Raw genomic sequence first — 12,453 nt, forward strand, 5'->3', positions numbered from 1 at the left:
CCTGCTCGCGAAAGCGGATTTACATGATCGTTCCCACGCTCCGCGTGGGAATGCAGCCCGTGACGCTCTGCGTCACAGTCGTCGGACGCGGAGCGTCCGGGGAGGCGTTACCACGCAGAGCGTGGGAACGATCATCCGTGGCTGAGGGGGAACAGGACAGGATCAGCTATAGTGCCGCGCGGGTTTTGTTATGGAGACATCCCTTTGCGCATTGTTCTTATATTCACCGCGTGGCTGCTGAGCTTCGGCGCCATGGCGGCGCCCGGCGACGCGGCGACGCTGGATCGCACGACCTGGCCGGAACAGCTCAGCAATCCGACGCTGTTCGACGTCGCGTCGCGGGCGGAAATTCTCATGTTCGCTCGCGGCCTGCTCGGCACCGAGTCCATCGACGAGGCGGCACTGGCCCAGCGCCTGGGCCTGCGCACGGTCAATATCGATGCGGTCAATCAGCTGCGCCAGCGCCTCTGGCAGCGCTTGCTCGCCAACTACAACCACGCCCAGCAAAGCTGCGATCAGGACGCCTCGTTCTGCTTCCTCGTCGAAGACCTGCCGACCCTGCGCGAGCAGGCGGCCAAGTTCGTCGTCAGCGACGACAGTTACTACACCAAATGGGCCGAGCCGAGCCGGATCTTCCATCTGCAGTACCTCGACGAGCTGATGCGCAAGGCCGCGCTGTCGCCGCAAACCAGTAATGAATTCGATCGTTTCGGCGACTACGAGCGCAACGGCGACGACATGCACGACCGGCTGTTTCTGCTGACGTTCGACAGCGCCGCCAACGTGCAACCGGACAACACCGACTGGCTGACCGAATACCTGCGCAAGTCCAATCTGAGCGGGACATTCTTTGTCTTGGGCAAGGATATTCAGGCGCGACTCACCGGCCGTTCGGTCAGCAGTCTGCAGGCGAGTTTCTCCCGGCAGTGCGTGGGCGTGCAGGGCTGGGAGTTCCGCTCCCACAGCCATTGGCAGGACTGGCAGGATTCGGTGCGACGCAGCGCCGATCTGGTGAAGAACAAACTGCCGGAAAACTACGTGCCGCTATTCCGGCCGCCGGATGGCCAGCGCCGCAGTGACGCGCAGGGTTTTTTCAATAGCCAGGGCCTGCAAGTGGCACTGTGGGACATCGATGCCCAGGACGGTGCCGGCAAACTCAAAGGCCCGGCCAGCGCGCAGCGGGTGCTGACCCTGATGCTGTTGTGGCGGCACGGGGTGATCAATTTCAACATGAAACAGGATGCGGTGAAGACGTCCTTGCCGTGGCTGATCACCCAGACTGCGCAGAGCGGCATCGGTTGGGAAGACTGTCAGGACGCGTTTCGTTGAGAAACGACAAAAAGCCCGGAAACATTGGGCTTGGGGTAATTTTCAGGAGGAATTCGATGCAGGCGGACTTCCGACTTTAGCGGGGTACGGGGAGTCCGCCAAGGGCTTTTCGTCACTCTGCAAAATAAACTTAAAAAAACCGTCAAAGTGCTTTTTTATGTCATCGGTTTTGGAGTATTACGAAGACAGACCGCCGAAACCTGCAACACAGGTGGCGTCTTCCCAGACTCCTATTGTGTGCAGTTCATCCAGGCCCTCGTGGATGAATTCGGCAGTCACCTCGAGGCGCAGCACTGTCAAGGTATTGCGTCGAATGGCTCCCACAAAGGTGACCGAGTATGGATGATCACGGACGCAGCCCTTCCTCCAACCAGCCAATCCTGTATGTACTCGATACCAACGTATTGATTCACGATCCAAATGCCCTGCTGAATTTCGAAGAACACCACGTCGCCATCCCGATGACCGTGCTGGAAGAGCTGGACAAGCTCAAGAGCGGCCATCACAGCGTGGCCGCCGAATGCCGTCAGGCGATCCGCCTGATCGACAAGACCCTGGGCGATGCGTCCCCCGAGGACGTCGAACTCGGTGTGCCGATCCAGCGCGGCAAGGGCGGGCCAAAGGGCTTGCTGTCAATTCTGATGAGCAAGCAGGCCGAGTCGAATCTGATTCTTCCCGAGCACCTGAACGACAACAAAATCATCAACCAACTGATTGATCTGCACACCCGCGATCCGCAGAAACCGGTGGTGCTGGTCACCAAAGACATCAACATGCGCCTCAAGGCGCGCGCCTGTGGCATCGACGCCGAGGACTACAGCACCGACCAGTTGGTCGATGACGTGTCCCTGCTGCCCAACGGCTACCACAACATGACCGGCTCCTTCTGGGACCGCGTGAGCAAGGTCGAAACCCGTCAGGACCACGGCCGCACCTGGCATCAGGTGCAACTGATCGACAACCTGCCGGCCGTGCACATCAACGAGTTCATCATCGACGAGCAGGGCTTTGTCGGCTGGATCAAGGAAATCCAGGAAGACCGCCTGCTGATCCTCGACCTGCATCAGGAACCGCTGCTGCATCAGGAGGCCTGGGGCCTGAAGCCGCGCGACATCTATCAGAGTCTGGCGCTGTATGCGTTGCTTGACCCGGACATTCATCTGGTCAACCTGTCCGGCGCCGCCGGTTCCGGTAAAACCATTCTGGCGCTGGCCGCTGCGATCGAGCAGACCATGGTCAGCAAACGTTATCGCCGCATCATCGCCACCCGCAGCGTGCAGGGCCTGGACCAGGAAATCGGCTTCCTGCCCGGCACCGAAGCGGAAAAAATGGAGCCTTGGCTGGGCGCCATCACCGACAACCTCGAAGCCTTGCACATGGATGACGAAAACACCCATGGCAGCGTCGACTACATCCTCAGCAAAGTGCCGTTGCAGTTCAAATCGCTCAACTACATTCGCGGTCGCAGCTTCCAGCAAAGCCTGATCCTGATCGACGAATGCCAGAACCTCACGCCGCACCAGATGAAAACCATCATCACCCGTGCCGGCGCCGGTTCCAAAGTGGTGTGCCTGGGCAACCTGGCGCAGATCGACACCCCTTACCTGTCCGCGACCAGCTCCGGGCTGACCTACCTGACCGAACGCTTCAAGGATTTCCCCAACGGTGTGCACATCACCCTGCAAGGGGTGCCTCGCTCGATCCTGGCCGAATACGCCGAATCGCATCTGTAACCCTTCACCCAAACCGGGCGGCCCTTAAAGCCGCCCGGTTTTTTTATGGATAAATGCATGTCTCCTGTGGGAGCGAGCCTGCTCGCGAATGCGATGTATCAGTCGACATCTATGGTGAATCTGAATCCGCTTTCGCGAGCAGGCTCGCTCCCACAGGGGGCAACGGTGATTTCATAATCAGTGATGCGGATATCTGACCCACAGGTTTACAATCCACGCTCCTGATCAGGAGTAATCCCGTGCTGACTCATCTCGATTCCCAAGGTCGCGCCAACATGGTCGACGTCACTGAAAAAGCCGTGACGTTCCGTGAAGCGACCGCTCAAGCGCTGGTGCGCATGCTCCCTGAAACCCTGCAGATGATCGTCAGCGGCGGCCACCCCAAGGGCGATGTGTTCGCCGTGGCGCGCATTGCCGGGATTCAGGCGGCGAAGAAAACCAGCGATCTGATTCCCCTGTGCCATCCGCTGATGCTGACTGGCGTCAAAGTCGAACTCAGCGCCGAGGGTGAGGACAGCGTGCGTATCGTCGCGCGCTGCAAGTTGTCCGGGCAGACCGGTGTCGAGATGGAAGCGCTGACCGCCGCCAGTGTCGCTGCCCTGACCATTTACGACATGTGCAAAGCCGTCGACCGTGGCATGACCATCGAAAGCGTGCGTCTGCTGGAGAAAGTCGGCGGCAAGAGCGGCCACTTCCAGGCGGAGCAGCCATGAAACTGACCGTGAAGTTTTTTGCCCGCTACCGTGAAGCGCTGGGCGTGGATTCGGTTGCGGTTGAAGGCGATTTCGCCACCGTCGATGACGTTCGCACACTGTTGGCGCAACGTGATGGCGCCGAAGTGCTGAGCGAGCAGAACCTGATGTGCGCACGTAACGAAGACCTCTGCCAGCTCGACGAGCCGGTGGTCGATGGCGACGAAGTGGCGTTTTTCCCCACCGTGACCGGAGGCTGAGCATGGCGATTCGCGTGCAGGCCACGCCGTTCGATCCGGGCGCTGAAGTCAATGCGATGCACGCGGCCAATGTCGGCGTTGGCGCGGTGGTGAGCTTTGTCGGTTACGTGCGCGACTTCAACGACGGTCTCGACGTGGCCGGGATGTTCCTCGAGCATTATCCGGGCATGACCGAAAAAGCCCTCGGCAAGATCGCCGTCGAAGCCGAGCAGCGCTGGCCGCTGTTGAAACTGGAAGTGCTGCACCGCATCGGCGCGCTGGAGCCGGGCGAACCGATCGTCTTCGTCGGCGCCGCCAGCGCCCACCGCCAGGCCGCATTCGATGCCTGCGCCTTCGTCATGGACTACCTGAAAACCCGCGCGCCGTTCTGGAAGAAAGAAAACACCAGCGATGGACCACGTTGGGTCGAAGGGCGTGACAGTGATCATGCCGCCGCTGATCGCTGGAAAAAGTAATTCCTGTAGCGCCCCTCAGTACGCCTTCGCGAGCAAGCTCGCTCCCACATTGGATCTGTGTCGTTCACAAATCCAATGTGGGAGCGAGCTTGCTCGCGAAGGGGCCATCTGTAACGGCAAAAACCTCGCAGACACTCTCTTCTCGCGGATTGACGGTTTGTACCTATAAGTCCAATATGGATTTCCAGGTACAAAAAAAGCTTCAATCCTGCCGCTCGTAGCTCCCCGCTAGCAGCTGCTCTTCTTCATCTTGCCAAACCAACAACAACCCGCGAGAGAATGAACAATGAAGAAACTCCCCCTCATCACCGGCCTTGCCTTCAGCTTGCTGGCTTTTACCAGCACCTTTGCCGCCGAGAAAACCTTGCGCATCGGCATCGAAGCGGCCTATCCGCCGTTCGCTTCGAAAACCGATAAAGGTGAAATCGTCGGTTTCGACTACGACATCGGCAATGCCCTGTGTGCGCAGATGAAGGTCAAGTGCGTGTGGGTTGAAGGTGAGTTCGACGGGCTGATTCCTTCGCTGAAAGTGAAGAAGATCGACATGGCGCTGTCGTCGATGACCATCAACGAAGATCGCAAGAAGTCGGTGGATTTCAGCCACAAGTACTATTTCACTTCTTCGCGTCTGGTCATGAAGGAAGGCGCTACCGTCGATGATCAGTACGCCAGCCTCAAAGGCAAGAACGTCGGCGTGCAGCGCGCGACCACCACCGATCGTTATGCCACCGAGGTGTTCGAACCCAAGGGCATCAACGTCAAGCGCTACAGCAACAACGAAGAAATCTACATGGACCTGGCGGCGGGGCGCCTTGATGCGATTTTCGCCGATACCATTCCGCTTAACGACTTTCTGTCGATGCCGCGCGGCAAGGGTTATGCGTTTGTCGGGCCAGAGCTGAAGGATCCGAAGTATGTGGGCGAGGGTGCGGGGATTGCCGTGCGCAAGGGCAATGCTGAGCTGGTCAGCCAGTTGAACAGCGCCATCGACGGGATTCGCGCGAATGGCGAGTACCAGAAGATTTCCGAGAAGTATTTCAAGACCGATATCTACGGCGATTGATCAAGCGCTTTCGCGAGCAGGCTCGCTCCCACAGGGGTAACGCATTCCAAATGTGGGAGCGAGCCTGCTCGCGAAGAGGCCAGCGCTAGCGATGCAAATCTTCAGCCCTTCAATTCCTTCAAATGCTTGTACACCGTCGCCCGCCCCATGTTCAGCACATTGGCCACGTAGTTCGAGGCGCTCTTGCCCTTGAACGCGCCCTCGGCGTGCAGCGCCAGCACCAGTTCGCGTTTGTGGTCACGGGTCAGCAGATTCAGGCTCAACTGCCGCTCGCGCAGCCAGGCGTGGAGGAAGGTGTTGATGCGCTCCTGCCAGTCATCACGGAACAGCGAGTCCGGCTGCGGAATCAGCTTGCTCGGCGAGAGAAACAGATCCAGCGCCGCCTTGGCGTTCTCGAACAGGGAAATATTCAGATTGATGCACAGCACCGCCAGCGGACGACCTTCGCTGTCACGCAGCACGGTACTCAGGCTGCGAATTTTCTGGCCATCCCAGTTGAGCTTTTCGTACGGGCCGATGTTCCTGTCGCTGACATCCTCGCTGAGCATGTCTTCCAGCGACGAGTCGTCGCCGATCTCGCGCTTGGACAGGTTGTTGGCGATGTAGTCGACCTTCTGCGTGCGCAGGTCGTGCAGCACCACCTCGGCATGGGGAAAGAACAGCGTGGCGATGGCGTCGGCGATGGCGCGGAAGTTATCCAGCGCCGGGTCGAATTCGGGGGCAGTCATGACAGTGGAGCTCCAGGCAGCGTCAGCGCCCCTTGTGCCGGGGCGCTGCGAGTGTGCCGCAATCTTTTCGACGAGTCGATGCGATCAAGCCAGTCGGGCCGGGGAGAGCATGGCGCTGTCCAGACCGAATTGATGCAGGTGCTCAGGGAATGGCTCGCCGCGCACCAGCGCCGCACTGGCTTGGCCCATCGCCGGCGACGTCTGGATGCCGTAGCCACCCTGCGCGGCGACCCAGAACAGCCCCGGCACCTGCGGATCGAAGCCGCTGAGCAAATCACCGTCAGCAACGAAACTGCGCAGGCCTGCCCACGTGCGGGTCGGGCGGCGGATGGTCAGCGTGGTGGCCTCTTCGATCTGATAGATGCCCATGGCGATGTCGAGTTCTTCCGGCTGCACGTCGTGCGGTTCGACCGGATCGGCGTTGGCCGGCGAGCCGAGAAACATGCCGGCGTCGGGCTTCATGTAGAAGGATTCGTCGAGGCTGACCAGCATTGGCCAGTGATGAGTGTCCACGCCTTCCGGGCCGGCAAAGATAAATGCGGCGCGGCGCTTCGGTTGCAGCCCCAGCGGCTGCGCTCCGGCCAGGGTAGCGATCTTGTCGGCCCAGGCACCGGCGGCGTTGATGAGCACCGGTGCGCTGAATGTCTCGCCGTTGGTCTGCACGATCCACAGGCCATCGGCATCGCGGCTCAAGCCAAGCACCTCGCAATCGGTGCGGACTTCGCCGTGATTGCGCCGAATGCCGCGCAGGTAGCCTTGATGCAGCGCGTCGGTGTCGATGTCGCAGGCCGATGGGTCGTAGATCGCGCCGTGGACTTTGTCCCGGCGCAGGATCGGCAGGCGCGCGCAGGCTTCGTCGGCGCTGAGCAGTTGCATCTGCGGCACCGTGGCTTTGGCGCTGAGGTATTGGTTGTTCAGTTCGGCGGGATCTCCGATGAAGTCGACGGTCATTTCGCCGCGCGGGGTCAGCAGCGGGTGCTCGCAGAAGCCGCTCGGAGGGCTGTCGAAAAACGCGCGGCTGGCCTGAGTCAGTGCGCGGACCTGTGCGGTGCCGTAGGCGGCGGTGTACAGCGCGGCGGAGCGACCGGTGGAGTGATAGCCGGGATGGGTTTCACGCTCGAGCACGATCACTTTGCCGTGCGGCGCCAGCCAGAACCCGGTAGAAGCGCCGGCAATCCCGCCGCCGATGATGATGAAATCTGCGTGGCTCATGTAGGTCTCCAGTGGGTACGCAATATCAAGGCGTTCGCTAGTCCCTTGTGGGAGCGAGCCTGCTCGCGAAGCGGTGTATCAGTCGACATCTTCGGTGAATGTCAGTCCGCATTCGCGAGCAGGCTCGCTCCCACAGGGGATTTTTGGCGTTAGTGGGTTAAGTGATAAACCGCATTGGCGAGGGCGATGTCTTCCAGGCCCAAGCCGATTGAACGGAAAAACACGTGGCGGTCGTAACCCGGGCGCTGCACTTTTTCGCTGAGCAAGTCGGCGAGGTCGCCAACAATCGAATCCTTGCTCCAGCCATGCTGTTCGGCGGCAATCAGCATCTCACCTGCCGAACCCGGCGTGGTCTGACGATAGTCGCAGAACACCTGCATGTCGTTGAGGCTTTGCGGCGGTACTTCATGGGCGCGCGGGGCGTTGGTGCTGATCGAGGTGATCAGCGCCGGTTTGTGCAGTTGCGCCGGATCGATCACCGGCCCGGCAGACGAGGTGCAGAGCATGATCACGTCAGCATTGGAGAGGGCGGTCTCGCGGCTGTCGGCAATCTTCAGTGACGGCGCGATGGACTTCAACACAGTCTGTGTTTCCACATCTTCCAGCAGCGATGGCGAATACAGGCTGATGCTCTGCCAGTCGCGCAGCGCCTTGGCATAATGCAGATGCGCCTGAGCTACCTTGCCGCTGCCGATGATTGCCAGTCGCTGGGCGTCCAACGGGGCGAGGGCGTCGACCGCCACTGCCGTGGTCGCGGCGGTGCGCGCGGTGGTCAGTTCGCCGGCATCACAGAGCAGCAGCGGTTGGCCGGTTTTCATCGACATCAACAATGTCCATGCCGTCACCAGCGCACCCTGCTCACGGACGATGTACGGCGAAGTCTTCACTCCGTATACGCCGTCCTCAGCCAGCACGCCCAGATAATTGATGAAGTCGCCTGCGCCCTTGGGGAACTCGACCCATTGCTGCGCCGGCTGCACGGCGTTACCGGCCGCCAGATCCCGGAACAGCTTGCGCAGGATTTGCGGAACATCGATACGCGCCAATAGCTCATGGGCCTGGGCTTGATCGATCACATAAGGCGTACTGGACATTTCGCGCTCCGAAACTAAACTTATTTTTCCATTATGGACTTTTAGTTCTGGCGAGCAACCATCGGGCATAAAAAAAGCGCAGTCCGTTTCCGGCTGCGCTTTTTCATTTCGTGACGCTTACTGCGGGCGCTTGCGCTCAACTGCGCGCAGCAGATGCGTCGGCGGCGTTTCGCAGCTGATCTTGCGACCGAGTTTTTCTTCGATGGACGGCAACTGATAGGAGTCGTCCTCGCCAGCGAAGCTGATCGACACACCGTCAGCGCCGGCGCGACCGGTACGGCCGATACGGTGCACGTAGTCGTCCGGCACTTCCGGCAGGGTGAAGTTGATCACGTGGCTGATGCCGTCGATGTGAATGCCGCGACCGGCAACATCGGTGGCCACCAGCACGCGAATCTTGCCTTCGCGGAAACCTTCCAGAGTCTTGATGCGCTTGTGCTGCGGTACGTCGCCGGACAGCTGCGCAGCGTTGATGCCGTCACGCACCAGGCGCTCTTCGATGCGGCGTACTTCGTCCTTGCGGTTGGCAAACACGATGACCCGCTCCCAACCGTTGTCGTTGACCAGGTTATAGAGCAGTTTGTATTTGTCGGCAGCGGCCACGGCGTAGATGTGCTGCTCGACGTTCTCGTTGGCGACGTTGGTGATTTCGATTTCGACGATGGCCGGGTCGGTGGTCCATTGCTTGGCCAGATTCATCACGTCTTCGGTGAAGGTTGCGGAGAACAGCAAAGTCTGGCGTTCGGACTTCGGCGGGGTCTGGCGAATGATCTGCCGTACCTGTGGGATGAAACCCATGTCGAGCATGCGGTCGGCTTCGTCCAGGACCATTACTTCAACCATGTCCAGATGCACGTCGCCGCGCTGGTTGAAGTCGAGCAGGCGGCCCGGCGTGGCGACGAGGATGTCGCAATGACGTGCTTCGAGGTGCTTGAGCTGTTTGTCGAAGTCCATGCCACCGACGAAGGTCATGACGTTGAGGCCGGTGTACTTGGTCAGGTCAGCGGCGTCCTTGGCGATCTGCACCACCAGCTCACGGGTCGGCGCGATGATCAGCGCGCGCGGTTCGCCCATGTAGCGCTCTTTCGGCGGCGGAGTCTGCAGCAACTGGGTGATGATCGAGATCAGGAACGCGGCGGTCTTGCCGGTGCCGGTCTGCGCGCGGCCAATGGCGTCTTTGCCGGCGAGGGTGAAACCCAGCACCTGCGCCTGGATCGGCGTGCAGTACGGAAAGCCCAGGTCCTGGATGGCGTGCATCAGTTCCGGAGCAAGCTTGAAATCGTGAAAGCGGGTTTTGCCTTCCTGCGGCTCGACGACGAAGTCTTCGAGTTTCCATGGAATGACCGGTGCCTTGGGCTTCGGTTCGCGACGTGGCCTGGCCGGTTTCGGCGCTTCGCTGGGTGCAGGCTCTACGGCAATTGGCGCTGGCGCAGCGGGTATTTCTTCTGGCTTCGGTGCGGCTGCGGGAGCGGGGCGGTCGGCCTGCGGGGCATCGGTGCGATGACCGGGGGCGTGCGACGGCGCACTGGGAACTGGCGCGAGCTGCTCAGCCTCGCTTTTACCGAACATCTTCTTGAGTGCTTTGAGCACGGTCATCTCATCAGTTGGTTAAGGAATGTACGCCGGCCAGTGTAATGCAAGAATCGGGCGCGGCGTAGTAGGAGGGATCAATGGGCGGGCATTGCTCGCAAATCAGCGCAGGCGTTCGCTCAGCCAGACGCCGACGTCGCGGATCTCTTCAGGTAACACTTCGTGCTCCATTGGGTATTCCTGCCATGTCACGGTGACACCATGCTTCACCAAATGCTCATAGGCAGTGCGCCCCATCGAGTTCTGCACCACGCCATCGAACTGCCCGTGCAGACACAGCACCGGAATACGCTGCTGACTGGCGGATAACTCCAGTTCGTCGCTGAATGTCGGTGCGTACGTCGACAGCGCCAGCACCCCGGCCAACGGTCCCTGCCATTTAAGGAATGCGGTGTGCAGCACCACTGCGCCGCCCTGGGAAAACCCGGCAAGAAAAATCCGCGAGGCGTCTATTCCGCTGGCGCGCTCGTTTTCGATCAGCTCGATGATGCGCTCTGCCGACGCCTCCAGTTCGTCGCGATCGATCGCCCGGGCCGGGCTCATGGCCTTGATGTCGTACCAGCTGGGCATGGCATATCCGCCATTTATCGTCACTGGACGGGTCGGGGCCTGCGGCAGCACAAAGCGCGTGCTCAACAGACTTTCCTGCAATGCCTCGGCTACCGGCAGGAAGTCGTAACGGTCGGCGCCGAGGCCGTGCAGCCAGATCACGCAGGCGTCTGCGGGCTTAACAGGCTGAAGAATCAAGGGCTCGGTCATGTCTGCTCCAAAAATGTGCGGGCGCTCACAATGAGTGCGTGATTGAAGTGCGCGCCCGGTTGATCCGTTAACAAGATGTCGCAAGGTTACAAGTTTAGCTATTGACGTGTCGCGCAATCACTTTCGCAAGCGGTGTGGTACGGCGTTTGCTATGGAGCTTTGCGTACGAAGCATCCGTTGCGCGGCGGTAACACTATCAGTGTCAGTCGCGCGATGGGATAGCAACGAATCCGGTGATGGATGTTCGCCAATGGCCGCTACGGGCTTAGCGAACGTGAAAGGGCTACAGCCCGTTCGGCCGATTGGTGAGAAGTGAGTGATCCATGATGTGGATTTTCTCCTACTAGACTCATAGCGAAGGTCTTACGTCGGTTGACCCCAAAAAAAGCCAACACGGGTCAACAACGCCTCAAAAGGGTGCGACAGGACTCAAGCTCCGACACAACAAGAGCAAAACTGGAGGTTTGAATGAAGATGTTGAAATCCACTCTGGCGGTCGTGACTGCTGCAGCAGTACTCGGCGTCAGCGGGTTCGCTCAGGCGGGTGCAACCCTGGATGCGGTACAGAAAAAAGGTTTCGTGCAGTGTGGCGTGAGCGACGGTCTGCCGGGCTTCTCGGTACCGGATGCGACCGGCAAGATCCTCGGCATCGATGCTGACGTCTGCCGCGCTGTGGCGGCAGCCGTTTTCGGCGACGCCAACAAGGTCAAGTTCAGCCAGTTGAACGCCAAGGAGCGCTTCACCGCGCTGCAATCCGGCGAGATCGACATCCTGTCGCGCAACACCACCATGACCAGTTCCCGTGACGCGGGCATGGGCCTGAAATTCCCGGGCTTCATCACCTACTACGACGGCATCGGCTTCCTGGTGAACAACAAGCTGGGCGTGAAAAGTGCCAAAGAGCTCGACGGCGCGACCATCTGCATCCAGGCCGGTACCACCACCGAACTGAACGTTTCCGACTACTTCCGTGGCAACGGTCTGAAATACACCCCGATCACCTTCGACACCTCCGATGAAAGCGCCAAGTCGCTGGAATCCGGTCGTTGCGACGTGCTGACCTCCGACAAGTCCCAGCTGTTCGCCCAGCGCAGCAAGCTGGCCTCGCCGAAGGACTACGTGGTGCTGCCGGAAACCATTTCCAAAGAACCATTGGGCCCGGTCGTACGTAACGGCGACGACGAGTGGCTGGCGATCGTGCGTTGGGTCGGCTACGCGCTGCTCAATGCCGAAGAAGCCGGCATCACTTCGAAGAACGTCGAAGCTGAAGCCAAGTCCACCAAGAACCCGGACGTAGCCCGTATGCTCGGCGCTGACGGCGAGTACGGCAAAGACCTGAAACTGCCGAAAGACTGGGTTGTGCAGATCGTCAAGCAAGTCGGCAACTACGGCGAAATCTTCGAGAAAAACCTCGGCAAGAGCACTCCGCTGGAAATCGACCGTGGCCTGAACGCCCTGTGGAACAACGGCGGCATTCAGTACGCACCACCAGTGCGCTAATGGTTCTATCGCCCGGCGGGCCAACCGCCGGGTGATGT

The 12,453-nt window shown here is 60.1% G+C and carries 12 protein-coding genes; 7 read left to right on the forward strand and 5 right to left on the reverse strand.

Features of this window, described 5'->3' with window-relative positions; all coding sequences use genetic code 11:
* Positions 1 to 252: 252 nt before the first annotated feature.
* The 6 genes from AAEZ10_RS17670 (at position 253) to aotJ (ending at position 5,532) form a co-directional block, all read left to right on the forward strand.
* Entirely contained in the window at positions 253 to 1,329 is a 1,077-nt protein-coding gene (locus tag AAEZ10_RS17670; RefSeq protein ID WP_370593496.1) for a polysaccharide deacetylase family protein, read from the forward strand.
* 338 nt (positions 1,330 to 1,667) lie between these two features.
* Complete coding sequence (locus tag AAEZ10_RS17675; protein ID WP_024011685.1) at positions 1,668 to 3,062, forward strand: PhoH family protein; 1,395 nt, start codon at positions 1,668 to 1,670, stop codon at positions 3,060 to 3,062.
* Between the two features lie 239 nt (positions 3,063 to 3,301).
* Positions 3,302 to 3,775: a cyclic pyranopterin monophosphate synthase MoaC gene (gene moaC, locus AAEZ10_RS17680; protein WP_008080206.1), complete on the forward strand. Its 474-nt coding sequence runs from the start codon at positions 3,302 to 3,304 to the stop codon at positions 3,773 to 3,775.
* Positions 3,772 to 4,014: a MoaD/ThiS family protein gene (locus tag AAEZ10_RS17685; RefSeq protein ID WP_350570290.1), complete on the forward strand. Its 243-nt coding sequence runs from the start codon at positions 3,772 to 3,774 to the stop codon at positions 4,012 to 4,014. The genes moaC and AAEZ10_RS17685 overlap by 4 nt, the downstream gene beginning before the upstream one ends.
* A 2-nt stretch (positions 4,015 to 4,016) precedes the next feature.
* On the forward strand, positions 4,017 to 4,469 hold the full coding sequence (moaE, locus tag AAEZ10_RS17690) for a molybdopterin synthase catalytic subunit MoaE (protein WP_016771590.1): 453 nt from the start codon (positions 4,017 to 4,019) through the stop codon (positions 4,467 to 4,469).
* A gap of 286 nt (positions 4,470 to 4,755) precedes the next feature.
* Complete coding sequence (aotJ, locus tag AAEZ10_RS17695) at positions 4,756 to 5,532, forward strand: L-arginine-binding protein AotJ (RefSeq protein ID WP_122508275.1); 777 nt, start codon at positions 4,756 to 4,758, stop codon at positions 5,530 to 5,532.
* A 101-nt stretch (positions 5,533 to 5,633) separates the two neighbouring features.
* On the opposite strand, the gene AAEZ10_RS17700 is transcribed toward aotJ, so the two are convergent.
* The 5 genes from AAEZ10_RS17700 to AAEZ10_RS17720 form a co-directional block, all read right to left on the reverse strand.
* Positions 5,634 to 6,260 carry a helix-turn-helix transcriptional regulator gene (locus tag AAEZ10_RS17700; protein ID WP_122610760.1) on the reverse strand — a complete coding sequence of 209 codons (627 nt, stop codon included), beginning with the start codon at positions 6,258 to 6,260 and terminating at the stop codon, positions 5,634 to 5,636.
* 84 nt (positions 6,261 to 6,344) lie between these two features.
* Positions 6,345 to 7,472, reverse strand: a complete 1,128-nt coding sequence (locus tag AAEZ10_RS17705; protein WP_350570293.1) for an NAD(P)/FAD-dependent oxidoreductase — start codon at positions 7,470 to 7,472, stop codon at positions 6,345 to 6,347.
* A 149-nt stretch (positions 7,473 to 7,621) separates the two neighbouring features.
* Positions 7,622 to 8,566 carry an ornithine cyclodeaminase family protein gene (locus tag AAEZ10_RS17710; RefSeq protein ID WP_350570295.1) on the reverse strand — a complete coding sequence of 315 codons (945 nt, stop codon included), beginning with the start codon at positions 8,564 to 8,566 and terminating at the stop codon, positions 7,622 to 7,624.
* Between the two features lie 117 nt (positions 8,567 to 8,683).
* Entirely contained in the window at positions 8,684 to 10,162 is a 1,479-nt protein-coding gene (gene rhlB / locus AAEZ10_RS17715; protein ID WP_016771585.1) for an ATP-dependent RNA helicase RhlB, read from the reverse strand.
* 96 nt (positions 10,163 to 10,258) lie between these two features.
* Entirely contained in the window at positions 10,259 to 10,915 is a 657-nt protein-coding gene (locus AAEZ10_RS17720; RefSeq protein ID WP_350570298.1) for an alpha/beta hydrolase, read from the reverse strand.
* Positions 10,916 to 11,383: 468 nt separating this feature from the next.
* On the opposite strand from AAEZ10_RS17720, the gene AAEZ10_RS17725 reads away from it, so the two are divergent.
* Positions 11,384 to 12,415, forward strand: coding sequence for an amino acid ABC transporter substrate-binding protein (locus AAEZ10_RS17725; RefSeq protein WP_016771583.1), 1,032 nt, complete (start codon positions 11,384 to 11,386; stop codon positions 12,413 to 12,415).
* The last annotated feature ends 38 nt before the right edge of the window (positions 12,416 to 12,453 follow it).

This window comes from Pseudomonas sp. H26/SER47-MNA-CIBAN-0231 (genome assembly GCF_040310465.1).
GTDB lineage: Bacteria > Pseudomonadota > Gammaproteobacteria > Pseudomonadales > Pseudomonadaceae > Aquipseudomonas > Aquipseudomonas atacamensis.

Coding starts and splice junctions, on each gene's coding strand:
- AAEZ10_RS17670 (WP_370593496.1), top strand. CDS start 253: ATGGCGGCGCCCGGCGACGCGGCGACGCTGGATCGCACGACCTGGCCG.
- AAEZ10_RS17675 (WP_024011685.1), top strand. CDS start 1,668: ATGGATGATCACGGACGCAGCCCTTCCTCCAACCAGCCAATCCTGTAT.
- AAEZ10_RS17685 (WP_350570290.1), top strand. CDS start 3,772: ATGAAACTGACCGTGAAGTTTTTTGCCCGCTACCGTGAAGCGCTGGGC.
- moaE (WP_016771590.1), top strand. CDS start 4,017: ATGGCGATTCGCGTGCAGGCCACGCCGTTCGATCCGGGCGCTGAAGTC.
- aotJ (WP_122508275.1), top strand. CDS start 4,756: ATGAAGAAACTCCCCCTCATCACCGGCCTTGCCTTCAGCTTGCTGGCT.
- AAEZ10_RS17700 (WP_122610760.1), bottom strand. CDS start 6,260: ATGACTGCCCCCGAATTCGACCCGGCGCTGGATAACTTCCGCGCCATC.
- AAEZ10_RS17705 (WP_350570293.1), bottom strand. CDS start 7,472: ATGAGCCACGCAGATTTCATCATCATCGGCGGCGGGATTGCCGGCGCT.
- AAEZ10_RS17710 (WP_350570295.1), bottom strand. CDS start 8,566: ATGTCCAGTACGCCTTATGTGATCGATCAAGCCCAGGCCCATGAGCTA.
- rhlB (WP_016771585.1), bottom strand. CDS start 10,162: ATGACCGTGCTCAAAGCACTCAAGAAGATGTTCGGTAAAAGCGAGGCT.
- AAEZ10_RS17720 (WP_350570298.1), bottom strand. CDS start 10,915: ATGACCGAGCCCTTGATTCTTCAGCCTGTTAAGCCCGCAGACGCCTGC.
- AAEZ10_RS17725 (WP_016771583.1), top strand. CDS start 11,384: ATGAAGATGTTGAAATCCACTCTGGCGGTCGTGACTGCTGCAGCAGTA.